Annotated in this window: 22 protein-coding genes; 20 read left to right on the top strand and 2 right to left on the bottom strand. The window is 66.6% G+C overall.

The genetic code is table 11. The features are described 5' to 3' along the window. The first annotated feature begins 155 nt into the window (after positions 1-155). Positions 156-461, top strand: coding sequence for a hypothetical protein (locus Q4P07_RS06565; protein ID WP_303374105.1), 306 nt, complete (start codon positions 156-158; stop codon positions 459-461). Positions 462-630: 169 nt separating this feature from the next. On the opposite strand, the gene Q4P07_RS06560 is transcribed toward Q4P07_RS06565, so the two are convergent. Further along, a complete protein-coding gene (locus tag Q4P07_RS06560) occupies positions 631-1,659 on the bottom strand; it encodes a proline racemase family protein (RefSeq protein ID WP_303374104.1) in 1,029 nt (342 codons plus the stop codon). A gap of 161 nt (positions 1,660-1,820) precedes the next feature. On the opposite strand from Q4P07_RS06560, the gene Q4P07_RS06555 reads away from it, so the two are divergent. From Q4P07_RS06555 to narI, 17 genes are all read left to right on the top strand, one after another. Further along, positions 1,821-2,996, top strand: coding sequence for a branched-chain amino acid ABC transporter substrate-binding protein (locus tag Q4P07_RS06555; protein ID WP_303374103.1), 1,176 nt, complete (start codon positions 1,821-1,823; stop codon positions 2,994-2,996). A 70-nt stretch (positions 2,997-3,066) separates the two neighbouring features. Beyond that, positions 3,067-3,960: a branched-chain amino acid ABC transporter permease gene (locus Q4P07_RS06550; RefSeq protein WP_303374102.1), complete on the top strand. Its 894-nt coding sequence runs from the start codon at positions 3,067-3,069 to the stop codon at positions 3,958-3,960. A 3-nt stretch (positions 3,961-3,963) separates the two neighbouring features. After that, positions 3,964-5,067 (top strand): branched-chain amino acid ABC transporter permease, encoded by a 1,104-nt coding sequence (locus Q4P07_RS06545; RefSeq protein WP_303374101.1) that lies wholly within the window; start codon positions 3,964-3,966, stop codon positions 5,065-5,067. After that, positions 5,064-5,828: an ABC transporter ATP-binding protein gene (locus tag Q4P07_RS06540; RefSeq protein ID WP_303374100.1), complete on the top strand. Its 765-nt coding sequence runs from the start codon at positions 5,064-5,066 to the stop codon at positions 5,826-5,828. The genes Q4P07_RS06545 and Q4P07_RS06540 overlap by 4 nt, the downstream gene beginning before the upstream one ends. Continuing rightward, a complete protein-coding gene (locus tag Q4P07_RS06535; protein WP_303374099.1) occupies positions 5,825-6,532 on the top strand; it encodes an ABC transporter ATP-binding protein in 708 nt (235 codons plus the stop codon). The genes Q4P07_RS06540 and Q4P07_RS06535 overlap by 4 nt, the downstream gene beginning before the upstream one ends. A gap of 112 nt (positions 6,533-6,644) precedes the next feature. Next, complete coding sequence (locus Q4P07_RS06530) at positions 6,645-7,535, top strand: dihydrodipicolinate synthase family protein (protein WP_303374098.1); 891 nt, start codon at positions 6,645-6,647, stop codon at positions 7,533-7,535. A gap of 3 nt (positions 7,536-7,538) precedes the next feature. Further along, positions 7,539-9,026, top strand: a complete 1,488-nt coding sequence (locus Q4P07_RS06525; protein WP_303374097.1) for an aldehyde dehydrogenase — start codon at positions 7,539-7,541, stop codon at positions 9,024-9,026. 17 nt (positions 9,027-9,043) lie between these two features. Further along, positions 9,044-10,225: an FAD-binding oxidoreductase gene (locus Q4P07_RS06520; protein WP_303374096.1), complete on the top strand. Its 1,182-nt coding sequence runs from the start codon at positions 9,044-9,046 to the stop codon at positions 10,223-10,225. Continuing rightward, positions 10,222-10,488 carry a (2Fe-2S)-binding protein gene (locus Q4P07_RS06515; protein WP_303374095.1) on the top strand — a complete coding sequence of 89 codons (267 nt, stop codon included), beginning with the start codon at positions 10,222-10,224 and terminating at the stop codon, positions 10,486-10,488. The genes Q4P07_RS06520 and Q4P07_RS06515 overlap by 4 nt, the downstream gene beginning before the upstream one ends. Further along, entirely contained in the window at positions 10,478-11,959 is a 1,482-nt protein-coding gene (locus Q4P07_RS06510; RefSeq protein WP_303374094.1) for an NAD(P)/FAD-dependent oxidoreductase, read from the top strand. Before Q4P07_RS06515 ends, Q4P07_RS06510 begins: the two co-directional genes overlap by 11 nt. A 45-nt stretch (positions 11,960-12,004) precedes the next feature. Next, positions 12,005-13,006, top strand: a complete 1,002-nt coding sequence (locus Q4P07_RS06505) for a proline racemase family protein (protein ID WP_303374093.1) — start codon at positions 12,005-12,007, stop codon at positions 13,004-13,006. 145 nt (positions 13,007-13,151) lie between these two features. Then, entirely contained in the window at positions 13,152-13,844 is a 693-nt protein-coding gene (locus tag Q4P07_RS06500) for a GntR family transcriptional regulator (protein ID WP_303374092.1), read from the top strand. A gap of 151 nt (positions 13,845-13,995) precedes the next feature. Further along, positions 13,996-14,850 carry an META domain-containing protein gene (locus tag Q4P07_RS06495; protein ID WP_303374091.1) on the top strand — a complete coding sequence of 285 codons (855 nt, stop codon included), beginning with the start codon at positions 13,996-13,998 and terminating at the stop codon, positions 14,848-14,850. 274 nt (positions 14,851-15,124) lie between these two features. Next, on the top strand, positions 15,125-18,817 hold the full coding sequence (locus Q4P07_RS06490) for a nitrate reductase subunit alpha (protein ID WP_303374090.1): 3,693 nt from the start codon (positions 15,125-15,127) through the stop codon (positions 18,815-18,817). Continuing rightward, positions 18,817-20,460, top strand: a complete 1,644-nt coding sequence (gene narH / locus Q4P07_RS06485; RefSeq protein WP_303374089.1) for a nitrate reductase subunit beta — start codon at positions 18,817-18,819, stop codon at positions 20,458-20,460. The genes Q4P07_RS06490 and narH overlap by 1 nt, the downstream gene beginning before the upstream one ends. Positions 20,461-20,462: 2 nt before the next feature. After that, positions 20,463-21,119, top strand: coding sequence for a nitrate reductase molybdenum cofactor assembly chaperone (gene narJ, locus Q4P07_RS06480; RefSeq protein WP_303374088.1), 657 nt, complete (start codon positions 20,463-20,465; stop codon positions 21,117-21,119). Beyond that, entirely contained in the window at positions 21,119-21,859 is a 741-nt protein-coding gene (gene narI, locus Q4P07_RS06475; RefSeq protein WP_303374087.1) for a respiratory nitrate reductase subunit gamma, read from the top strand. The genes narJ and narI overlap by 1 nt, the downstream gene beginning before the upstream one ends. Before the next feature lie 28 nt (positions 21,860-21,887). On the opposite strand, the gene Q4P07_RS06470 is transcribed toward narI, so the two are convergent. Beyond that, a complete protein-coding gene (locus Q4P07_RS06470) occupies positions 21,888-22,760 on the bottom strand; it encodes a trypsin-like serine protease (RefSeq protein WP_303374086.1) in 873 nt (290 codons plus the stop codon). A gap of 276 nt (positions 22,761-23,036) precedes the next feature. Here Q4P07_RS06470 and Q4P07_RS06465 point away from each other — a divergent pair, with 276 nt between their 5' ends. Then, complete coding sequence (locus Q4P07_RS06465) at positions 23,037-24,842, top strand: glycosyltransferase family 2 protein (protein WP_303374085.1); 1,806 nt, start codon at positions 23,037-23,039, stop codon at positions 24,840-24,842. A gap of 10 nt (positions 24,843-24,852) precedes the next feature. Next, positions 24,853-25,578 carry a hypothetical protein gene (locus Q4P07_RS06460; protein ID WP_303374084.1) on the top strand — a complete coding sequence of 242 codons (726 nt, stop codon included), beginning with the start codon at positions 24,853-24,855 and terminating at the stop codon, positions 25,576-25,578. Positions 25,579-25,601: the final 23 nt, after the last annotated feature.

The following is a 25,601-nucleotide window of genomic DNA, read 5'->3' as shown; positions in this document are numbered from 1 at the left end:
CTCGGCATGATGGGGACGATTCTCGTCGAATGACCCAGGGCGCGCGCCCAAGCGTCTCGTGCCTTGGTTACCGGTGCCGCCAGCGGCCGTATCCCCAGAAGTAGCCTCGGGGAGCCAGTGCTGAGCAGGGAGTCGCTGGGCTCGGTCTATCGACATTGCCCACCACGAAGGAGCTCTGGAAGGCCAGCACCGAGGCGTCAGGATGGGCCGATGAGAGCCGCGACCTGGACTCCGTCGAGTTGGCATTTAGCCTGAACCATCTGTGCGCTCAGGTGTTCGACCTGGTGCCGGCGCACTACCTCGACGCGCTCCCGGACCGGCCAGTGGCCTGCCGGACTGACCCGCTAGCTCTGGCCCGGCAGGCCGAAGCGCTGAGCAGGCCGGAGCCCGTCTGCGACTTCCAGCCGGGAATCTCGTCGGTGGTCGTGCGCTTGATCGACACCATCCGGGACAACTCGTGAGGCGGAAATCAGCCACCATCTACCCGCCCAGTGTGGGTGAGTTGATGAACCGAGCCGATGTGCTTGGTCGCGACCGGATGTATGACGCACCCGATCGACCAACTGGGGCGTTCGGCCAGAACGAGGCACTGCGCGGCCGGAGTCCTCGGCCTCGCCCCTCACGAGCCACCTAACGCAGCGTGAAGCCCGGCACCAATGGGTCCCGGGGGTCGACGGTGAACCTGCTCTCACCCGTGCGGTACGCCATACCTGTCACGACCGGCACGACCGCGTCCCGGCCGGCGACCTGCTCCCGGCCCATGACGCGAGCGGTGAAGGTCGACCCGACGATCGAACCGTGGACAAGGGTGTCGTCATCGCCCAGCCGGCCCGCCGCCGACAGGGTGGCCAGCCGGGCGCAGGTGCCCGACCCGCAGGGCGACCGGTCCAGCTCGCCGTCGGCGAAGATCGTCGCGTTGCGCTGCGCCAGCTCCCCGTCGCGACCGGCACCTGGCAGCTCCTCGAAAATGATCGTGCCGTAGATCCCGCTGAGCCGGTCATCGACCGGGTGCTTCGCGACGTCGGCCTCATTGAGCGCCCACTTGATCTCGCGGCCCAGTGCGATGAGCTCGCCGAACTGATCGGGCACGATCGAGAGGCCGACCGTGGAGACGTCGAGCTGGGCGTAGATGGCGCCGCCGTAGGAGACGTCGACGACAAGTGGACCGCGGCTGGTGTTCACCGGCACCGAGGTGGCCAGCAGATAGCTCGGGACGTTCACGAAGTCGACGCTGACCACTCGACCCTGCTCGGTCCGCACGCGGGCGGTGACACGGCCGGAGGGGACGTCGATGACGACGTCGGTCTGTCCCGTGTCCGGCGCGCTGACACGGCCCGAGTCCACGGCCCACACACCGAGGGCAATGGTGCCGTGGCCGCACGCGGTAGAGAAGCCGTCCTTGTGCCAAAACAGCACCCCGAAATGGGCGCCGTCGTCGTTCGGGGGAGTGATGAAGCCGCCGTACATATCAGCGTGTCCACGGGGCTCGAAGCACAGAAGTTGGCGCACCCGCCCCACCGTCTCGCTGCTCATCGCGTGGACCCGCCGCTCGGCGACCGTGGACCCACGCAAGTCCAGGTCGTGATCAGCAACGATGCGGAATGGCTCCCCGCCGGTGTGGTAGTCCTCCACGGTGTAGGACTCCGTATGAGTTGTCATCGAGGTGCGCTCCCTTTCTGTCAGTACCGCCCGCCCGTCTCCCTACGACACGCTACGTCCCCCGGTGCATGCAGCAGACCCGCTGCCCAGTGCTATTGCATTGGCGACTAGCCTCCTGACATGATCAGCCCGATCACTGGTGATTCACTGAGAGGAAACCCATGACCTCATCGACCAACCCGTGGCGCAGGGCCCCGGCCGCGATATCTCTAGCTGCGGTTGCGACGCTGTTGCTCGCCGGCTGCGGCGGCGGCATCGGGGGCTCCGGCACCGAGACCGAGGGTGGCCCGATCAAGCTCGGGATGCTGGCACCCTTCTCCGGCTCCGAGGCAGCCTTCGGCGACTACATGCAAAACGGCGCCGAGCTCGCCATCCAAGAGATCAATGACGACGGTGGTATTGACGGCCGTCAGCTCGAGCTCGTCGTCGAGGACGACGCCTGCGACGCGACCGCGTCCGTCGCCGCGGCGCAGAAGCTGGTCACCGCCGGCATCGACGCCTCCGTCGGCGGCTACTGCTCCGGAGCGACCCTTCCGACCATCCCGGTCTTCAAGGACGCCGGCATCCCCATGGTCATCCCCGCGGCCAACTCCAACGCGATCGTGGGCCAGGGCGCCTTCATGATCAACGGCACCGGGACCCAGCAGGCCGAGGCGGCCATCAAGTTCGCCACCGAGTTGGGGGTCACCAAGGTGGCGGCGGTCAACGACCAGACCGACTACTCCAAGGACCTCGCCGACACCTTCGTCGGCGACGCAGAGGAGGCGGGCAGCTTCAAGGTTGTCCACGACGGAGCCGTGAACCCCGCCGACAAGGATTTCTCGGCCAACGTGAAGGCGGTCATTGACGCCGACCCGGAGTTCGTTTACTGGACCGGTTACTACCAGGCCGGTGGCCTGCTCACTCGTCAGCTGCGTGAGGCTGGCTTTGAGGGCACCATCCTGGTGGGTGACGGCACCGTCGACGCGCAGTTCGCGGAGATCGCCGGTGACGGGTTTACCGACGACGTCTTCGGCACCTTCACCAAGACCCCGGACATGCTCGAGGGCGCCGACGACTGGATCGCCGGTTACAAGAAGATCTCCGGCGGCAAGGAGCCTGGCCCCTACTCCATCCAGAGTTACGACGCCGTCCGCGTCGTCGCCGAGGGCATGAAGGAGGCAGGCAGCACCGAAGGCGACGCCGTCAACACGGCGATCGCCGCCATCGACGGGCTCGAACTGTCCTCCGGCCCGCTGAAGTTCACCGACGACCGCACGCTGTCCGGCGGCGGCTTCGTCATCGTCACGGTCGGTCCGGAGGGCTCCTTCGTCCTCCACGATGACCTGCAGGACTAAGCGCACCTAACCCTGGGGCGCGGCGCCGTCGCCGCGCCCCAGAGAGTGCCCGCTCCGCCTTAGGAGACTCATGAGTCAACTTCTCTGGAACGGCTTGTTTGTCGGGTCGTTCTACGCGCTCATCGCGATCGGCTACAGCATGGTCTACGGCATCATCAAGCTGCTGAACTTCGCCCACGGCGACGTCTACATGCTCGGGGCCTTCTTCTCTTTCGTCATCCTCGGCGGCACGACCAGCCTGCTCGGGATTGGCTCGATCCCGGTGCTGCTCCTGGTCATGCTCATCACGATGCTGCTCACCGGCTTCATGGGTGTCTTCATCGAGCGCGTCGCCTACCGGCCGTTGCGCGGCAGCCCGCGCCTCTCGGTGCTCATCACCGCGGTGGGTGTCTCGTTCACGCTGGAGTACGCCATTCGGCAAATCTTCGGACCCAACCCCGAGGTCTTCCCGATCCGACTCTCCGGCGAACCCCTCATGATCCTCGGCGCCCGCATCACGGTGCCGCAGGTCGTGCTGATGCTCGTCGCCGCACTGCTGATGTTCGTCTTGCAGCGCTACATCATGAAGACCCGTGAAGGCCGGGCCATGCGCGCGATCGCCCTGGACCAGAAGGCGTCTCTCCTCATGGGGGTCAACGTCAACAAGGTCATCTCTCGCACCTTCTTCATCGGCTCGGCGCTCGCGGGGGCGGCGGGGGTCATGGCGGCGGCCTACTACGGCTCGATCGACTTCCTGATGGGCTTCGTCATCGGGTTGAAGGCCTTCACCGCGGCGGTCATCGGGGGGATCGGCAACATTTATGGCGCCATGCTCGGCGGCCTGGTGCTGGGGTTGCTCGAGTCATTCGGCACCCACCTCTTCGGCGGCGAGTGGCGCGACGTCTTCGCCTTCGCCTTCCTCATCCTCTTCCTCACCTTCCGCCCGACGGGCATCCTGGGTGAGCGCGTCATCGAGAGGGTCTAAGTGATGGCCACCGACAGCGCCAGACTCAGCGCACCCGCCCCATTCGTCGAGCGACCGCCGCAGCCCACCGGACTGCTCGCACCGCAGGTCTTCATGCGGGCCCTCGGCGCAGTCTGCTTCGTCACCGCACTGGCCCTGCCCTTCGTCACGGCGACGCCCTATCTCATCTCGATCCTCACCAGCGCCTTCATCTACATCGTGCTCGCGATGGGGCTCAACGTCGTCGTCGGCTATGCGGGTTTGCTGGACCTCGGCTACATCGCCTTCATGGCGGTAGGGGCCTACACCTCCGGCATCCTGACCACGACGTTCGGCTTCTCGATGCTGGAGACGATCCCCTTCGTCATCGTCGCCTGCATCCTCGCCGGCGTCATCATCGGAGGCCCGACGCTGCGGCTGCGCAGCGACTACCTGGCCATCGTCACCCTCGGCTTCGGCGAGATCGTCAGGATTACCGCCAACAACCTGTCGGTGACGGGCGGGCCCACCGGCATTCACGGCATACCGACCTGGTCCTTCTTCGGGTGGTCCTTCGCCGACGGTCTCAACCTCTTCGGGCTGTACTTCAACTCCAAGATCCTGCTCTACTACTTCGTCCTTATCGTCGGCATTGGCGGCGCGGTCATCGCCGCGGCGCGCCTGGGCAAGGGCAAGATGGGGCGGGCGTGGAAGTCGATCCGGGACGACGAGGACGTGTCCGAGGCGATGGGCATCAACGGCTACCGCACCAAGTTGATGGCCTACATCATCGGGGCGATCTGGGGTGGCTTCGCCGGCACGCTGATGGGGGCCCACCTCAGCGCGATCTCGCCCAACAGCTTCCTCTTCCTCTACTCCGCCTTGGTCCTCATGGCGGTCGTGCTCGGGGGTATGGCGTCCACGCCGGGCGTCATCATCGGCGCCCTTTTCGTCTCCCTGGCCCCGGAGTTCCTGCGGGAGTTCTCCGACTGGCGCTTCCTGCTGTTCGGCCTGCTGCTGGTGGTGACGATGATCTTCCGCCCCAAGGGCATCTGGCCGGAGAACGCCGTGCTGCCCTTCCTGAAGAAGCGTTCGGCCGCGCCGGAAGCCACGGACAACGAGAATCTCGAGGCGGTGGAGAGAGGATGACGCTGCTGCAGGTGGAGGACCTGGCGATCAGGTTCGGCGGGATCAAGGCCGTGGACGGTCTGTCGTTCTCGGTGTCCCAGGGCGAAATTGTCTCCGTGATCGGCCCGAACGGCGCCGGCAAGACCTCGGCGTTCAACTGCATCTCTGGGTTCTACCGCCCCAACGAAGGCAAGATCCTCTTCGACGGCGAGTCGATCATCCGCAAGAAGCCGTCCTACATCACCAGGCGAGGCATGGCCCGAACGTTCCAGAACGTCCGGCTCTTCAAGGACATGACGGTCCTGGAGAACGTCAAGACCGGCATGCATTCCCGGCTGGACCAAAACATCTTCGACATCATGCTGCACACCCCGCGCTATCACCGGAGCGAGGCTAACTGCACGCGGGACGCCCGCGGGTGGCTCGACTTTGCCGGCTTCCGCTCCGACGACGAGCTGTTGGTCACCCAACTGCCCTACGGCGAGCAGCGTCGGGTGGAAATCGCCCGGGCGCTCGCGACCCAGCCCAAGCTGCTGCTGCTGGACGAGCCGGGCGCGGGGCTGAACCACTCCGAGAAGAACGAGCTGATGATGCTGGTCCGCAAGGTGCGTGACGCAGGCGTCGGGGTCGTGCTCATCGAGCACGACATGGGTCTGGTCATGCAGGTCTCGGAGAGGATCGTGGTGCTCAACTACGGCAAGGAGATCGCCGACGGCACCCCGGAGCAAGTCAAGAACGACCCGGTCGTCATCGCGGCCTACCTGGGGGAGGAGGAGGTATGAAGCTCACGCTCGACAAGGTCGACCTGTTCTACCACCGCGTCCACGCACTACGGGAGCTGTCCATAGTCGTGGAGGACGGGGAGGTCGTCTCCCTGCTCGGCAACAATGGCGCCGGCAAGACGTCGACGCTCTCGCTCATCTCCGGGCTGGTTCGGGCGCGCTCGGGCGTCGTCACCTGGGGCGAGCACGACCTGACCACGATGCGTCCGTGGGACATGGTGGGAGCGGGTCTCATCCACGTTCCCGAAGGACGGCGGATCTTCTCGACCATGAGCGTCCACGAGAACCTCCTGCTCGGCGGCTACCTGGTCAAGGACCAAAACCTCGTTCGCGAGCGCGCCGACCACGCGTACGAGCTCATGCCGCGGCTAGCCGAGCGCCGCGTCCAGCAGGGCGGCACCCTTTCCGGCGGAGAGCAGCAGATGCTCGCCGTCGGTCGTGCGCTCGTCGGCGGACCCAGGCTGCTGCTTCTCGACGAGCCGTCCATGGGGCTCGCGCCTCTCATCGTCAAGCAGGTCATGGAGGTCATCCAGGCCATCAACGCCGAGGGGACCACGGTCCTGCTCGTGGAGCAGAACGCCCGGGCCGCGCTGAAGATCGCGCACCGGGCCTACGTGCTGGAGTCCGGCAGAGTCACGCTGGAGGGACCGTCCTCTGAGCTGGCGCAGGACCCCAAGGTGATCGAGGCCTACCTCGGAGTGTGACCGGGAGTCAGGCCAGTCATGCGGATGCGCTCGTGGCGGCGTCGCCCTACTCCTACCTGCTGAGTGTCATGTAATATAGCACTGAGCATTGAAGCAACAGAGAGGCTGAACCATGCCACAGAGCATGCAGGGTGTTTTCGCAGTGTCCACCACCCCGTTCGGAGCGGATGGACAGCAGCGGCTGGATATTCTCGCGAAGGGCCTGGAACGTGCGTTGAGTGCCGGGGTCGACGGCATCCTCACCCAGGGAGCGACCGGCGAGGCGCTGGCGATCTCCACGGAGGAGCGCGACGCACAGATCCAGGCCACGATCGAGGTCGTCGCTGGCCGAGTCCCAGTCGTCGTGGGCTGCATGGCCTACCGGCCCGAGGACGCCGCGGCGCTGGTGCGTCAAGCCGCACGGGCAGGAGCCGCTGCGGCCATGATCACCCCGCCGTTCTACGGCGGCGTCGCGCCTGAGGTTGCCGTCGAGGCGCTGGACCTGGTCCTGCAGCGCAGCGAACTGCCGGTCATGATCTACAACAACCCGCACTCCACCGGAGTCGATCTCCTGCCCGAGCACCTGGCGCTACTGGCTGCACGAGACACCTTCTGGAGCGTCAAGGAGACGTCCGGCGCCGCCACTCGCGTCGCCGAGCTCAGGCAGGCGCTAGGCGACGGCGTGGAGGTCTTCGTCGGGGCCGACGGGATCGCCCTCGAGGGAATGCTGCAGGGTGCCAGTGGGTGGGTGGCTGCTTCGGCATACCTCGCCCCCGAGCCGTGCGCCCGCCTCTGGGCGCTGGCCAGGGCCGGCGACTGGAACGGTGCAGCCGCGCTGTGGCGGTCGCTCTCGGTTCCGCTGGGCCTGATCGAGGGCAGCCCCGCCTTCATCTCTCTCATCAAACAGGGCCTCGGATCCCTGGGTCTGGAGCAGGGGCCGGTGCGCCCGCCGTTGCCGACCGCATCCCGGGAGGCCGTGGACGAGGTCGTGGCGGCCATCACCGCGATAGAGCAGGCGGTCTGAGACATGTCCCAGCGTGGTTCTGAGTTCGTCCAGCAGGTCCTCCAGGACCAGCTGAGCGCCTACATCAACAACAAGCCGCAGGCCGGCCAGGCCGAGTCGATCGACCTGATCAACCCGTCGACCGGCGCCCCCATTGGCTCGCTCGCGACCGCCTCCGCGGCCCAGGTCGACGAGGCCGTCGCCGCGGCGCGGGCCGCTTTCGCGGCTCCGGGCTGGGCCGACGACGACGGTGGGCGCGCGGAGACGCTGCGCCGCCTCGCCACCCTCGTGCACGAGCACGGCGACGTGATCGCCTACCTCGATGCGATCGAGGCCGGGAAGGTGCACCGGCTCAGCATCGACGAGGACGTGGCCGACGTCGTCGCCAACCTGCGCTACTTCGCCGACCTCGCCGACCACCACGACGGCCGCCAGGTGCAGACCGCAGGTGGCTGGGGCTGGGTGCGCGGAGTGCCGATCGGTGTCGTCGGCGTCGTGCTTCCCTGGAACTTCCCGATCGCGATGCTCGGCTGGAAGGTCGCCCCGGCACTCGCGGCAGGCAATGCTCTGGTGCTGAAGCCCTCCGAGGACTCGGTGCTCAGCGCCCTGTTCTTCGCCGAGCTGGCGCGGGAGGCGGGAGTGCCCGATGGCATCCTCAACGTCCTCGTCGGCGACGGGGAGCACACCGGCGCTGCCCTCGGCCGGCACGACGACATCGACATGGTCACCTTCACCGGCTCCGGGCAGGTGGGCAGGGAGTTCCTTCGCTACGCCGCGGACTCCAACCTCAAGCGGATCTCACTGGAGCTCGGTGGGCGTGCGGCCTACATCGTTGACGCAGAGCACACCAGGAACCCTGGTGGCATCGCTGAGGACATCGTCGGCGCCGCCTTCGGCAACGCTGGACAGAACTGCACAGCCACGTCGCGCGTGGTGTTCGTGGGCGAGCCGGAGGCCTACGAGAAGTTCGCGGGAGCGCTCGCCGAGCAGGCTCTCCGCTTCCGCGTAGCCGACCCGATGAGCGGCGAAGCCGCGATGGGCCCGGTCATCAATGGCGCGGCCCGGGACCGGATCCTCGCCTGGGTGGACGAGGCGATCGCAGCGGGAGCCAGCGTGCTCGCGCGCCAGGTCGACGTGCCTGAGGGGGACGGCTTCTGGGTCGCGCCCACCCTGCTCCAGAACGTGCCGAACAGCGCCACCTTGGGCACCGGGGAAGTATTCGGCCCGGTGGCTCAGGTGCTGCGAGTCGACACCCGGGAGGAGGCCGTCGAGCTCGTCAACGGAGAGCCCTACGGCTTGGCCTCGACGGTCTGGTGCGAGGACCTAGCCATGGCGAAGTGGTGGTCCGACCAGGTGCGCGTCGGCACCCTTGCTCTTAACGGCTACAGCGAGGGCACCGTGGCCACACCGTTCGGAGGTCTGCGCCAGTCGGGCTTCTGGGGTCGGGACAACGGACCCGAGGCGCTAGACGGCTATCGTGAGTTGATGACCGTCTGGGTCACGACCCCCTGACAACCGGTGGAGCAAGTATGCGCGTCGTCATCGTCGGCGCTGGCATCGTCGGCGCGAGTTGCGCCTTAGCTGCCGCGCGCGCCGGGTGCGAGGTGGTGGTGCTCGACCTCGGTCAGGTCGGCGCCGGCACGACGAGTCGCGGGGAGGGCAACATCCTAGTGTCCGACAAGGCACCAGGACCCGAGTTGGACCTGGCGCTGGCCAGCGGCAGCACGTGGCGCCGATGGGCTGCGGAGCTCGGAGCGGATGCGCTGGAGTACGACGCCAAGGGCGGAGTGGTCGTCGCCACGACCGCGCCGGCGATGGTGCCGCTGCGCGCGTTCGCGGATGCGCAGACACTCGCCGGCGTGGTAGCCGAGGAAGTAGGGATTGCGGACCTGCTGACGCTGGAACCCCACCTGGCGCCGAACGCCCCCGGCGGTTTCCACTACCCGCAAGACGCCCAGGTGCAGCCGGTGCTGGCCGCCGTCGCCATCCTGGCGGAGGCGCGGCGTCTGGGCGCCGCATACCACCCCGGCACCGAGGTGGTCGGAGCCCGCAGGTCCCCCGACGGGGTGCTGCACGCGGTGCTCTGCGCCGATGGACGCTCCATACCGTGCGACGCCGTCGTCAACGCCTCTGGCACTTGGGGCGGGCAGGTGGGAGCGGCGCTGGGCGCCCCGATCCCGGTCCTGCCCAGGAAGGGCTTTGTGCTGGTCACCGAGCCGACACCACCGCTGGTGCACCACAAGGTCTACTCTGCCGACTACGTCGCCAACGTCTCGGCCTCCACCGAGGGACTGGAGACCTCGTGCGTGGTGGAGTACACCCGCGGCGGAACGATCCTCATCGGGGCTAGCCGCGAGCGTGTCGGCTTCGACCGGTCCATGGACGCGGGGACCGTGGCCGCGCTGGCGGCGCAGGCGGTGCGGCTGTTCCCGGTGCTGCGGCAGGTCCAGTTGATGCGCGTCTACCGCGGGTTCCGTCCGTACTGCCCCGACCATCTGCCCGTCATCGGACCAGACCCTCGGGTGCCGGGGGTCCTGCACGCCTGCGGCCACGAGGGCGCCGGGATCGGCCTGGCGCCGGCCACCGGCGAGCTCGTCGCTGCGCACCTGACCGGTGCTGACCCGCTTGCGACGCTGGGTATCAACCCCGCGCCCTTCTTACCCGACCGGCTGCTGACCGCCGCCGGCGCCGACCTGGAGGACCCGCCATGAGCGGCAGCAGCTTCGACCTCGACGGACGCCCCGTCCCCTTCGTGCCCGGCCAGACCGTCGGCGCCGCCCTCGTGGCGCACGGCCGGGCCGCGTGGCGAAGCACCCGTCGCGAGGGCCGGCCAAGGGGGATCTTCTGCGGGATCGGAGTCTGCTACGACTGCCTGGTCACCGTGAACGGCGTGCCGAACCAGCGGGCCTGCCAGGTGTTGGCCATCGAGCGGCTGGGTGTCCGCACCCAGGAGGGCACCGGTCATGACCTCTGACACCACGCCTGGAACGGCCTACGACCTGGCGGTGGTAGGCGCGGGCCCGGCCGGGCTGGCCGCGACCGCGGTCGCGCTGCTGGGCGGTCTGACCGTCGCGCTCGTCGACTCGGGCCAGGAGCTCGGCGGACAATACTGGAGGCACCCCCCACGTGGGTCGGCCGTAGATCGTGGCGAGGACCTCCACCACGACCTGACGACCTACGAGCGACTGACCAAGACAGTCCAGGACGGCGTCCAGCAGGGACGCTGCAGGCTGCTCCCGCTCCACCAGGCTTGGACGGTGAGCCGGCTGGGAGGACCGACCGCCGGACCGGACGTCCCCGAGGAGTTGAGCCTGCACCTCGTGGACCGGGCAGCCGGCCCCGGCCGGGAGCGGACGCTGCGCGTCACCGCTTCCCGGATGCTGCTGGCGACCGGCGCTTACGACCGGCCCCTGCCGTTTCCGGGGTGGGACCTGCCGGGGGTCTACACCGCAGGAGGGATCCAAGCGCTGCTCAAGGGCAGCGGGGTCCTGGCTGGTAACCGCGTGGTGGTCGGGGGCACCGGCCCCTTCCTGCTGCCGGTGGCGACCGGACTGGCCGTCCGCGGCGCCAGCGTGGTGGTGTGCGAGGCCAATGACCCGCGCCGTTGGGCATCCGGGGCCGCGGCGGCGCTGGCCCTGCCGGGCAAGCTCGCCGAGGGTCTTGGCTACGCCGCCGCCCTGGCCCGGCGCCGCGTGCCGGTTTACCTACGCCACGCGGTCACCGCTGCCCACGGCACCGACAGGGTGGAGGCGGTGACGTTGTCTCGGCTGGACGCCCGCGGTGTGGTCGTGCCCGGGACTCAGCGCCTGGTCGAGGCGGACGCCGTCGGCACCGGCTGGGGCTTCGTGCCGCAGCTGGACCTGGCGGTCACGCTGGGCGCCGAGCTGATCAGGTCTTGGGACGGCAACCAGGTGGTGGCTGTCGACGCGTGGCAGCGGACCTCTGTGCCGGGCCTGTCGGCTGCCGGAGAGGTCTGCGGCATCGGTGGAGCCGAGTTGGCGCTGCGCGAGGGGCAGCTGGCGGCCGAGGGCGTCCTGCGTGGCCTTGGTCGTCCTGCGGTCACCGACGGGCGAGCGCTCGACCGGATGCGTCGTCGCATCGCGCGACACCGGCGCTTCGCTGCGGCGATGGCGCACGCCCACCCGGTCCCGGAGGGCTGGACCAGCTGGCTGGACGACTCAGTCCTCGTCTGCCGATGTGAAGAGGTTTCTGCCGGCCAGGTGCGTCAGGCCGTGCGGGACGGCGCAACCGGCGTGCGCCAGGTCAAGCAGCTGACCCGGGCAGGGATGGGGTGGTGCCAGGGGCGGATGTGCGCCCCTGCGGTCGGCGCCCTGGCGGGCGGCGACGACAACGAGGTGCCGGAGCGGCTGGTCGTCGCGCCGCTGCCCCGCGGCGCCCACGCAGCCCCCCACGCCGCCGGGCCGAGCTTGGCACGCCACACCTGAGACCCGAGCAACCACCACCGAAACCCCGCAGCAAAGGACCGAATCATGCGATCCTCCGTCGTCTACCACGCCGTCGACTCCCACACCGAGGGCATGCCCACTCGGGTGATCACCGGAGGCGTCGGGGTGCTTCCTGGCGCCACGATGTTCGAGCGGCGCCAGCGCTTCGTGGCCGAGCGGGACGACCTTCGCACGCTTCTGATGACCGAGCCCCGCGGGCACGCCTCGATGAGCGGCGCAATCCTGCAGCCGCCCACGCGGCCCGACGCCGACTACGGAGTGCTCTACATCGAGGTCTCCGGTTGCCTGCCGATGTGCGGCCACGGCACCATGGGCGTCGCGACCGTACTCGTCGAGACCGGCATGGTGCAGGTCACCGAACCGGAGACGGTCATCCGTCTCGACACCCCCGCCGGACTGGTGACGACCCGGGTCAAGGTCGAGGACGGCCGCGCGGTCTCCGTCACGCTGGACAACGTCGCCTCCTACAGCCACGCACTTGACCAGGTGGTCGACGTGCGGGGTCTAGGGCAAGTCCGTTACGACATCGCCTACGGCGGCAACTTCTATGCGTTCGTGCGGCTGGATGACCTCGGGATCGCATTCGAGCGCTCAGAAAAGGCGCGGATGCTGGATGCGGGGTTGTCGATTATGGCCGCCATCAACGAGCAGAATCCCGTGACGCACCCGGAGAACCCGGACATCAACGTGTGCCACCACGTCTACCTCGAGGCGCCCGGGTCGACGGCCCAGCACTCGCGGCACGCCATGGCGATCTATCCCGGCTGGTTCGACCGCTCTCCTTGTGGCACCGGGACGAGCGCGCGCATGGCGCAGTTGCACGCGCGCGGGCAGCTCGATCTCGGTGCGGAGTTCGTCAACGAATCCTTCATCGGCTCGCGCTTCCTCGGACGGCTGGCCGGCGAGACCATGGTGGGTGACCGGCCCGGCGTGCTCCCGCAGGTGACCGGGCGCGCGTGGATCACCGGTACGGCGCAGTACATGTTGGATCCGACCGACCCGTTCCCGGCCGGCTTCTTGCTGTGACGAGCCCGACGATGGTCCCGGTGGTAGCGAGCACGGCGTATCTTGTGGTCACCAGCGAGTTCACGGTCGACCCACGGACCCTCGCGGCGGGCAGTGGGCACCCGATGTCCCAGGACTTTGTGCTGCGACGAGGATGGAGGATGGTGTGACCAGGGATGAGCTGAGCGCCTTGGAGCTGCCGAGCTACGGAGGCCGGACGAGCCTGCGTGAACAGGTTGCCGCGGCCCTGCGAGCGCTCTTGATCAGCGGCAAGATGCGGCCTGGGACCGTCTACTCCGCGCCGTCCCTGGCCGTGGGGTTTGGGGTCTCAGCGACGCCGGTGCGGGAGGCCATGCTCGACCTGGTGGGGGAGGGTCTCGTCGAGATCGTCCGCAACAAGGGCTTCCGGGTCACTGAACTGGACGAGCACGAGCTAGACGCGATGGCCGAGCTGCGGATGCTCATTGAGCCGCCGGTCATGGGGATGGTGGCCGTGGCCTGCGAGGGGCAGGTGGCCGAGGCCGTCGAAGCGCTGCGACCCCTGGCGCAGGACATTACGGACGCGGCCAGGCGGGGCGATCTCGTGACCTACATCCAGGCCGACACCGAGTTTCATGTGCGCTTCTTGGCGCTGCACGGCAACCGGTACGTGGTGGAGGAAGTGCAGCGCCTGCGCAGCCGTTCGCGGCTCTACGGGCTGCAGGACATGCTCGGCACGGGACTGATGCTCACGCTCTGCGCCGAGCACGAGGAGATGGTCAATGTGGCTCTCGAACAGGATGCGGATCGGATGGCCGCGCTGGTGGGACAGCACATCGGTCACGTCCGCGCTGCTTGGGCTGGAGGGTCCACACTGTAGGTCTGGAGCGGCTGGACCCAGGTCGGCAAAGTCTCCGGGTTCTACCCCAACTCCTCACGGACCCGACGCGACGCACCCGAACTCGAGCATCGCTGCCAAAGGCCCGACTGGCCGCATGCAACCAGTTGCCGTGACGGGACGTCATACGGGTATGGAATTCCTCCGAACCCTGCGCCTCGCCCCCTTCATCATGTGTGCCGCCGCCGTAGTCCTGACCGCGTGCGGTGGTCAAGTCGATCCTGGCGGCTCGACCGAACCCGCCGGGTCAAGCACTGCCTCTGCCGACGACAAAGCCGACTCCTCACCCCACGCTTCGGATGCGGTCGACGGGCGGACCTTCTTGTCGACCTCCGTCACCGGCCACCAACTGGTCGACGGCACGCAGGTGCGGTTGAGTTTCAGGGATGGCTCACTCAACGCCAACGCCGGCTGCAACTCCATGTTCGGCGCCTATACCGTGGAGCAGGACGCCCTACGCGTCTCCGACCTGGCGGGCACCCAGATGGGTTGTGACCCGGAGTTGATGGCCCAGGACGAGTGGCTCGCGATCTTCTTGACCGCTGGTCCAGAGCTCGCGGTGCAGGCAGATGAGCTCCGTTTGACCTCAGGTGACACCGAGTTGGTCCTGACCGACCGCGAGGTGGCTGACCCGGACCGTCCCCTCCAGGGAACGACCTGGCAGCTGGATTCGCACCGCACCAGCGACACGGTCGCGCACTCGACCGGGATGGAGCAGGCAACGCTGCTCTTCGACGGGAACGGCAGGCTCCAGGTGCAGACGGGGTGTAATACCGGTAGCGCCACCTACGAGGTGTCCGGCGACACCCTTGAGATCGGTGCGCTCGCACTCACGAAGATGTCGTGCCCCCAGCCAGCCAGGGAGATCGAACAACTCATCGTGGCCGCGATAGACCAGCAAACCCTCCACTTCACGGTCGAGGCGAATCGGCTAAGCCTCGAAGGCGACCATGAGGGGATCGACCTTCTCGCGGTGGCGACCTCGTAGATCATGGCCTGAGGAGCCTGGCTCCTGCGACGCTGCTGGGATAGTGCTGGGGCGACCACTCGCGCAGGAGGGTGCCGACGACGGTGCCGGTCAGGCCGCTTCCTTGACTGCCCGCAGGAGGGTAGCGGCGCCTGCCCGGCACTGGTAGCGTCCGTTGCATCATCGGGTCCCGTCACCAGTTCGCACACAGGCGATGGGCCGGCGCCAGGACCCGGGCAGAGTTCGCGAGCCAGTCGGCAAGGCTGACGGGAAGCCGGTCTGTATGAGCGTGACGATGAACAGCAAATTGACGGACACGCTGATCGGCATGCGCCGGTTCTTGACCCCGAAGCAGGAGGTTTCCCCGGACGGTCGAACACTGCTTAAAGTCGGCGGCCGGTCTGGCGACGCGTTCTGGCGCGATCGTTGGAGTCACGAGAAGGTCGTGCGGTCCACGCACGGCGTGAACTGCACAGGCTCCTGCTCGTGGAACGTCTATGTCAAGGACGGGATCATCACCTGGGAGACCCAGGCCGTGGACTATCCGACGACGGGCCCGGACAAGCCGGAGTACGAGCCAAGGGGCTGTCCCCGGGGGGCTTCCTTCTCCTGGTACACGTACTCACCGACCCGCACCAGATACCCCTACATCCGCGGTGTGCTGCTGGAGATGTACCGCGAGGCCAAGGCGCGGTTGAGCGATCCCGTCCTCGCGTGGGCCGACGTCACCGAGGACCCGGTGCGGGCGGCTCGTTACAAGAGCGCCCGCGGCAAAGGCGGGCTGGTTCGTGCGTCGTGGGACGAGGCCATCGAGATCGTCGCGGCCGCTCACGTGCACACGATCCGCAAATGGGGCCCTGACCGGGTCGCTGGCTTCTCGCCCATTCCGGCGATGTCGATGGTCTCCCACGCCTCGGGCGCTCGCTTCGTCAACCTCATCGGTGGGTCGATGCTGAGTTTCTACGACTGGTATGCCGACATGCCGGTGGCCTCGCCACAGGTATTCGGTGACCAGACCGATGTCCCAGAGTCCGGCGACTGGTGGGACGCGGGTTACCTGATCCTCTGGGGTAGCAACGTTCCGGTGACCAGGACCCCCGACGCGCACTTCATGACCGAGGCCCGTTACCGGGGGCAGAAGGTCATCGTGGTCTCACCGGACTACGCCGACAGCACGAAGTTCGCGGACGAGTGGCTCCCGGCGGAGCCGGGCACCGATGGCGCGTTGGCGATGGCGATGGGACACGTCATCCTCAAGGAGTTTTACGTCGACCGCCAGACGCCGTACTTCACGCAGTACGTCAAGAAGTTCAGCGACTTGCCGTTCCTCGTCACGCTCGACGTCGCACAGGCTGCCGACGGCCAGACCACCCACACGGCCGGCAAGTTCCTTACCGCCGCGGACCTGTCCGACGAGATCGAGCCCGAAGTCGAGAACGCGGCGTTCAAACCCGTTCTCATCGACGCGACCACCGACGAATTGGTAGCCCCTCCCGGCACCCTCGGACACCGCTTCGGGGAGACGGGGGAGGGGAAGTGGAACTTGGACCTGGGTGACATCGATCCGGTGTTGTCGCTCCTCGACGGCGCCGAGCTCACCGTCCCGGTCGACATGCCCCGGTTCGACGCCGGGCAGGGCAACGTGGGCGCCATCCGGCGTGGGGTGCCAGCCCGCCGCGTGGCAGGACGCCTGGTCACCACCGTCTTCGATCTATTGCTGGCGCAGTATGGCGTGGGGCGCCCTGGCCTGCCGGGCGAGTGGCCCACCGGTTATGACGATGCCACCAGCCCGTACACCCCGGCCTGGCAAGCGACGATCACCGGAGTCAGCGCGGAGCGAGCAGAGCGCATCGGCCGCGAGTTTGCGCAGAACGCCGTGGACTCAACGGGCCGGTCGATGATCATCATGGGTGCCGGGACCAACCACTGGTTCCATTCCGACACCATCTACCGCACCTTCCTTGCGCTGACCACCATCACCGGTTGCCAAGGCGTCAACGGAGGCGGGTGGGCGCACTACGTGGGACAAGAGAAGGTCCGGCCGCTGACCGGCTACACCCAGTTGGCGAACGCACTGGACTGGATGCGCCCACCGCGCAACATGATCCAGACCGCCTACTGGTACTTGCACACCGACCAGTTCCGCTATGACCAGTTCGGGGCCGACACGCTGTCGGCACAGACCGGCAAGGGTCAGCTGGCCGGGAAGACGACCGCTGACGTCATTGCCCAGTCCGCGCGACTGGGCTGGATGCCTTCCTACCCCACGTTCGACCGCAATCCGCTCATCATCAGCACCCAGGCGCGCGAGGCCGGAAAGAGCACGAAAGACTACGTGGTCGACGAGCTGAAAGCGGGCCGGCTCAACTTTGCTGCCGAGGACCCGGACGCACCGGAGAACTTCCCCCGCGTGCTGTCCCTGTGGCGGTCCAACCTGTTCGGTTCGTCGGCCAAGGGCAACGAGTACTTCCTGAACCATCTCCTCGGGGCGTCGCACGCCATCAGCGCGCAGGAGACTCCCGAAAGGCATCGGCCGAAGGAAGTCACCTGGCACGACGAAGCGCCGACCGGCAAGCTGGACCTGCTCACCACCCTCGACTTCCGTATGACCAGCTCCACTCTGTTGTCCGATGTCGTGCTTCCCGCCGCTACCTGGTATGAAAAATATGACCTGTCGACGACCGACATGCACCCGTTCGTCAACTCCTTCAACCCGGCGATCTCCCCGCCATGGCAGTCTCGGACCGACTGGGACGCCTGGCAAGAGATCTCCCGCGTCTTCAGCCGGCTGGCGGTCCGGCACCTGGGCAAGCAGACGGATGTCGTCGCTGCGCCGCTGACCCACGACACACCCGACGCGATGGCTCTGCCACACGGCAAGGTGCTGGACTGGAAATACGGTGAGTGCGAGCCCGTCCCTGGCGTGACCATGCCGAAGATCATCGAGGTCGAACGCGACTACACCGCGGTGGGCGACATGATGCGCGCTGTCGGACCGCTGCTGGACACCCTCGGTGCGACGACCAAGGGGATCACCTACGACCTACGCCAAGAGATCGCAGATCTGCGCGAGAAAAACGGTCACGTGCGAGGAGGCGTCGCCGACGGACGGCCGGACATCCTGCACGACATCCAGGCCTGCGAGATGATCCTGGCCTTCTCCGGCACGACCAACGGACGCCTGGCCACGCAGGGATTTAAGACCCTGGAGAAGCGCACTGGGCGCCTGTTGCACGATCTGTCGGAGGAAAACGAAGGCCACCGGGTCACTTTTGCCGACACGCAGCGCGGGCCGGCGCCGGTGATCACCTCACCCGAGTGGTCCGGATCGGAGACCGGGGGACGACGCTACTCCCCGTTCACAGTCAACGTCGAGCGGCTCAAGCCGTGGCATACCCTCACGGGCCGTATGCACTTCTATCTCGATCACGACTGGATGACCGAGCTCGGCGAGGGTCTCCCGACCTTCCGGCCGCCGCTTGACATGACGGCGCTGTTCGACGAGCCAGCCATCGGCGACACCCCTGCGCAGGGCATCTCGGTGCGCTATCTGACCCCGCACCACAAGTGGTCGATCCATTCTGAGTACCAAGACAACCTGCTCATGCTTTCACTGTTCCGTGGAGGTCCCGGGATCTGGATGAGCCCACAGGACGCAGAGAAAATCGGGGTCCGAGACAACGAGTGGATCGAGGCGGTCAACCGCAACGGGGTGGTGACCGCTCGAGCGATCATCTCCCACCGGATGCCCGAAGGCACCGTTTACATGTACCACTCCCAGGATCGGCTCATCGACATGCCGCTGTCCGAGACGACGGGCCGACGGGGCGGAAACCATAACTCGTTGACCCGACTGATGATCAAGCCCACCCACATGGTCGGGGGTTACGCGCAACAATCGTATGCGTTCAACTACATGGGTCCGACCGGGAACCAACGCGATGAGGTCACTGTGATTCGTCGCCGTAACCAGGAGGTGACCTACTAATGCGGGTCATGGCTCAGATGGCGATGGTGATGAACCTCGACAAGTGCATCGGCTGCCACACGTGTTCGGTCACCTGCAAACAGGTATGGACGAACCGCTCCGGCGCCGAGCATGTCTGGTTCAACAATGTGGAGACCCGGCCCGGACAGGGGTATCCGCGCACCTATGAGGACCAGGAGAGATGGAAGGGCGGATGGGTCCTGAACAAGCGTGGCCGCCTCAAGCTCAAGGCGGGCGGACGCCTGAAGAACCTCGCGACCATCTTCGCGGCCCCCTACCTGCCCGGTATCAAGGACTACTACGAGCCCTGGACCTACGACTACGAGAACCTCACGACGGCTCCTGCTCAGGACCACATGCCAGTAGCGCGGCCGAAGTCGCTGCTTACTGGTGAGGACACCAAGATCACGTGGTCTTCCAACTGGGATGACGACCTGGCTGGCTCCGTCGAGCAGGGGCACAACGACCCGGTGCTGACAAAAATCAGCGAGAAGATCAAGTTCGAGTACGAACAGACCTTTATGTTTTACCTGCCGCGGATCTGTGAGCACTGCCTCAACCCGTCCTGCGTCGCCTCCTGCCCGACAGGTGCGATCTACAAGCGCGAAGAGGATGGCATCGTCCTGGTCGACCAGGACCGGTGCCGTGGCTGGCGGCAGTGCGTCACGGGGTGTCCTTACAAGAAGATGTACTTCAACCACAAGACCGGCAAGGTCGAGAAGTGCACCTTCTGCTTCCCGCGGATCGAGCTTGGGCAGCCAACCATCTGCTCCGAGACGTGCGTGGGGCGTCTGCGCTACCTCGGTCTCATGTTGTACGACGCCGACCGCGTCCTGGAAGCCGCATCGACGCCGGACGAGCACGGTCTTTATGAGGCCCAGCGGGACGTCTTCCTCGACCCTCACGACCCTGAGGTCATCCGAGAGGCTCGAGCGGCCGGCATCCCCGAGGACTGGCTGGACGCCGCTCGCCGATCACCCATCCGGGCGTTGATCAATGACTACAAGGTCGCGCTGCCGCTGCACCCTGAGTACCGAACGATGCCGATGGTCTGGTACATCCCGCCGCTGTCTCCGGTTGTCGACGCCGTGAGCGAGACGGGAGAGGACGGGGAGAGCCGGGACAACCTGTTCGCTGCCATCGATCGTCTCCGGATCCCGATCGAATACCTCGCCGAGTTGTTTACCGCTGGAGACACCGCCCCGGTCGACGGGGTGCTACGCAAACTCGCCGCGATGCGCTCTTACATGCGTGACATCAACATGGGCTGGGAAGCGAACGAGTCGATCGCCGAGTCGGTGGGGATGACCGGCCAGCAGATGAAGGATATGTACCGTCTGCTGGCCATCGCCAAGTATGACGAGCGCTATGTCATTCCGCCAGCGCACTACGAGGATGCCCACAAGCTGGAGAACGTCGCCACCGAGTGCTCCCTCAACGTCGATGGCGGGCCTGGGATGGGCGGGATGGGTGGGATGGATGCCTCGTTCGGTAATAGCCCCGCCAGGGGTGGTGGCCCGTCGGTCCCACCGCGCCCGGAGGGGGTGCGCATCAACCTGTTGAACTGGGACGGTCAAGGCGTCCCCGACGGACTGTTCCCGGACTCGAGCGGCCAGACCACCCCGCGTGCGGGCACGGAGTAGCCGTGGCACCGCGGGTCCCGACCCTGAAGTACTCCGAAGATGTGCTTACCCGGACGTGGCAGTCGGCCTCGATCCTGTTGGAGTATCCGGACGAGCAACTTCTGGGCCAGATGGAGCTGCTCACGCAGGTCCCCGACACCCTGCCGCCCGAACTCGGTTCCGGACTGCGCGCCACCATCGACCACCTGCAAAGACAACCGCTGCGGGTCTCAGAGAGCGACTATGTCGACACCTTCGACAACCGTCGACGGGGTTGCCTGTTTCTCACCTACTTCTCCAACGGGGAGACGCGCAAGCGCGGTCTGGCGCTGCTGCGGATCAAGCAGGTGTATACCCGGGCAGGTCTGGTGCTCACCGAGGACCAACTGCCCGACCATCTGTGCGTCGTGCTCGAGTTCGCGGCCACCTATGACCAGCAGGCTGGGCTGAAAATCCTGTTGGACAACCGTGCTGGTCTGGAGTTGCTGCGCCTGCACTTGATCGATATCGACTCACCGTGGAGCGGTGCGCTGAAAGCGGTCTGCGCCACCCTGCCGCCCCTCAAGGGTAAGGATCGCGAAGCCGTCCAACGGCTGATCGCCGAAGGACCCGCCGAGGAGCAAGTCGGCCTGAGCCCCTATGGAGTACCAGAGATGCCGCCCACCGCCGGAGGTGCGTGATGAGTGTTCTTGACCTGTTCTTGTGGTTGATCTTTCCTTACATCTGCTTGACCATTTTCGTCCTTGGGCATATCGCGCGATATCGGTATGACAAGTTCGGTTGGACGTCGCGATCGAGCCAAATGTATGAGCGGGGCATCCTGCGGTGGGCCAACCCGATGTTCCACTTCGGGATCCTGGCCGTCTTCTTGGGCCACGTTATGGGCCTGGGCGTGCCGAAGTCCTGGACCGATGCAGTAGGGATCTCGGAGGGGATGTACCACTTCATGGCGATCTCCATCGGAGCGATCGCCGGCGTGCTCACGATCGTCGGTTTCATCGGTCTCGTCTACCGACGCCGGTTCACCAAAGCCGTCTTCGGCGCGACGACCCCAATGGACAAACTGATGTATCTCGTCCTCGGCGTGGTGATCCTTGCCGGGTTGGTCAACACGGGCTCCCAGGTGGTGGGGGACTACAACTATCGAGAGGGCGTCTCGATCTGGTTCCGCAGCATCTTCTACTTCAATCCCCAGCCCGAGCTGATGGTTGCCGCACCCCTGAGCTTCCAATTCCACGCGCTCATCGCTTTCGCGCTGTTCGCGTTGTGGCCGTTCACCCGCCTCGTGCATGTCTTCACCGCGCCGCTTGGCTACATGTTCCGCCCGTACATCCTCTACCGGACTCGTGACGCGCACGACGCGTCCAGGGCGCACCGGCGCGGCTGGGACAAGGTCGACACTATTCCCCGCCGCCGCTAACACCCGCGGCAGGAGCGGGACGGGATGATCAGCCGATGTAGCCGCCGAGCCAAGCCAAGTCATCGGCAGTGTCGATGCGGTAGACCCCACTCGTGCCGGCGCACGTCGAGTTGACGCCGAAGGAGGTCACGGCCACGACGGTGGTGGTGTCCTCGATGAAGGTGGGGCCACCGGAGTCACCGGAGCAGGTGCCGCCGGTGTTGGCGTTGTTCGTCAGGACGACGTAGGCGTCGTTTGCCTTGCCCGCGTTGAACTGTCGGTTGCCGATGAGCTCACCGCCAGCCTTGAGCTTGGTCCACTCGGACTGATCCATCCGGCCCTGCCCGTTGCTTGGCGGCATCGCCCACTGCAGGCCGTAGCCGACCGTGGTGTAGGAGTCGCGGTCCTTTTTGCGGGTGTCCAGTTGCACGTCCCAGTAGCTCTCCTCGGGCAGCGCCCCAAACTGCGTGAAGGTGATGCCGTCCGCGAGCGTGATCTTGTCGACGATGCCCACGTCGTTCAGGTAGAAGGATTCGTACTCAAAGTCGGGGTGCGTCAACACCGTCGTGCTCCAGGCATCGGCAGCGAAGGGACTCTCCTGGTCGATGGCTTGGTCGTAGCTCAAGAACTCGCGTGCCGACTGCACGTCTCGCAGGTCGTCGCCGTACCAGATCGCGACGGCGTCGGCGCCGTCGGTGCAGTGGCCGGCCGTGAGGAAGGTGTCCGCGTCCATTTGGGTGCCCGTGCAGCGCCAGCCCGCGACGAGCTCGCCGGCATCGTCCTTGACGTAGGCAAGCATGAGTCCGACAGAGGGGTGCTCTCCGTTGTCCGGCTCTCCATACTTGATAGCGGACGCTGGGCCAGCCGTGGCGGCGACCATCACCAGTCCTGTCATGCCCGCGAGGATCGTGGTCTTACGCATCGTTGCGTTTCCTTCGGTAAAGAGGCAGACGGTCAGCCTGCACCGCGCTCCACGATACCCGTGACGGAGGTCACAGAGGGACGCTGCACGACGGCACCGTGATCGGGGGCCGGTGGGTGGACCTAGGGTGGCTGGTTCGCGAAACCGCTCAGCCCAGCGTAGGGTGGTCGGCTGAAGGGCCAGGGGGGCCACTTACAGCAATAACTTGCGGGCACCGTCGCCGGTTGCCTCCGTGGTCGACGCACCGACCCCGAGGATTGTTGTGCCGAAAGACGGATGCCCGCACCAGGGCATGACCAGGACTGGCTTGCTGAACGGCTGAACCACCCCGAGCCGGAGACCGAGCGAGAGCGCGTCTGGCGCGAGCAGGTCTCCGGGCTGGGCGTGGTCCACCGCGACCTGCAGTCGCCCTCACTCACCATGCTCGTGCTGCTCGCGACCCTCGGCGTCCTGCTCTACGCCTCGTTCCTAGCGCGGCCTGGCAACGTCGGCGACCTCCTACCGTGGTCCATCGTCATCCTCTGCGAGGGGATCATGATGTTCCAGGTCCTGGTCTCGCTGTGGACCCAGCTCTCCAGCGCGCACGACCCCCGCGACTTCGCCTATCACGCTGCCCGGCGGGACCTTTTCATGCCCACGGTGTTCGACCTCGACATGCCCCTGGTCCCGAGCGAGCAGCTGCAGTTGGACGGCCGACCGGTGAACGTGGACATTTTCGTGACCACGTATGGCGAACCGGTGGCGACGATCCGTCGCACGGTCGCCGCGGCCCGGCAGGTGCGGGGCGAGACAAAGGTGTGGGTGCTGGACGATGGCCGTTCGCCCGAGGTCGAAAAGATGGCACGCGAAGAGGGGGCGCACTACCTCACTCGCCCGGACAACACGGGCGCCAAGGCGGGAAACATCAACCACGCCCTGACCCGCACCGAAGGTGAGTTCTTCGTCATCCTCGATGCTGACTTCGTCCCGAGCCCGGACCTGCTCGTGGAGACCGTGCCGTTCTTCGCCCGCGACGCGGTGGCTTTCGTGCAGACCCCGCAGGTCTACGGCAACATCAAGAACTTCATCTCCCGTGGCTCGGGTTTCATGCAGACCGTCTTCTACTCCCTGATCCAACCGGGCAAGAACCGCTTCAACTCAGCCTTCTGCGTGGGCACCAACGTGGTCTTTCGCCGCAGCGCGGTCCTCGACGTCGGCGGCATCTACGCCGAGTCGAAGTCTGAAGACATCTGGACCTCGATCCGCCTGCACCAGAAGGGCTACGAGTCGGTCTACATCCCCACCATCCTGGCCATCGGCGACACCCCGGAGACGATCGAGGCCTACACCAAGCAGCAGGTCCGGTGGGCCACGGGTGCCTTCGAGGTGCTCTTCCGCAACAACCCGTTGCTGGACAAGAGGCTCTCCGTCGACCAGCGGCTGCAGTACTTCGGGACCTCGACCTTCTATCTCAGCGGCCTGGTGACCTTCCTGCTGCTGATCCTGCCCGCCCTGCAGATCTTCCTCGGGCTCACGCCTATCAACCCCTCGATTCCGCTGTGGCAATGGGCGTTGTTCTACTCCGGCTTCTACGTCATGCAGATCGTGGTGGCGATCTACACGATCGGGTCCTTCCGATGGGAGACCTTGCTGTTGTCCACCGTCTCCTTCCCGCTCTACCTACGGGCCCTGTGGAACGGCCTGCTGGGCAGGGACCTGGCCTGGCACGTCACCGGTAGCGAAGGCCGCGCCAACTCGCCCTTCAACTACGTCGTTCCTCAGGCGCTGATGTGGTTCTTCCTCATCCTGACCAGCATCGTGGGGATCTGGGTGGCCGATTGGACCGGCGTCCTGTCGATCGCGCTGGCCTGGAACCTGTTCAACATGGTCGTCCTCACGGTGTTCATGGGGATCGCCGTGGGCGAGGCTCGCCGTCTGCGGCGCAAGCCCCGCGACGGCAGCGAGCCGAGCGCGGCATCGTCCGCCCCCACAGCGACCCGGCCCGTCACCCCCATCGACCCCATACCTGACTCCCCCCGGCTCGGTGAGCGCAGCGCGCACCGCCGTGCGTCCGCCGGCCGTCGCACCCTGAACCTTCAGTAGGAGATCCGCCATGCGTACCCGTTCCGTCCTCACCCTCATCGTCGGCCTGGTCGTCGTCGCGGCCGCTGCCGTCTTCGGCCTGCTGCACGCCTACGACCGAGCCCACACCCTGCGTCCGCAGACCGCCGTCATCGAGACCGACGAGTCTGTGGTCGGCACCTCCTTCTCCGGCTCCATCTCCAAGGTGTCCGTCAAGCCGGGCGACAAGGTGACATCCGGGCAGGAGCTTTTTCGCCTGCAGTCGCCGACCCTGCAGCAGGCCCGCGAGACCTCACGCTTCAACGATGCCGGCGTCGGCTACCGTATGGTCGGCGACGACGTGCTCGTCTTCGAGGCCACTGCCAACGGCGTGGTGGGCGAGATGCCCTACGGTGTCGGCTCGTTCGTACCCGCCAACACAGAGATCACCAGCATCGCGATCGGCGACAGCCTGCGCGTGCGAGCCTCGCTGGTCATGGACACCGAGCAGTTCGGGCGGATGGCGCCTGGGGCCGTCATGCGCCTGACCCTGCCCAGCGGCGAGAAGGTCGACACCCAGGTGTACGAGGTGGCCTTCGAGGAAGGCGAGACCGCCCCTATCGCCGTGGTCCGCGCCCGCGGTGGTGAGCTCACCTCGGCCGGCAACTTCTTCAACGGGTCCCCGGTCGCCGCTGAGCCCGAGCGCCGCGGCGACGACGGGCTGGGGGCATGGACGGCCGCCAAAATTGGAGAGTTCTTCAGCCCGCGCGGCTACTAGCCGCGTCCGAGCCCTCTCCGCAC

It is taken from the genome of Ornithinimicrobium sp. (assembly GCF_030537745.1).
In the GTDB taxonomy this organism is placed as follows: domain Bacteria; phylum Actinomycetota; class Actinomycetes; order Actinomycetales; family Dermatophilaceae; genus Ornithinicoccus.
The sequence above is the reverse complement of the archived record's forward strand: the minus strand, read 5'-3'. Positions and strand labels throughout refer to the sequence as shown.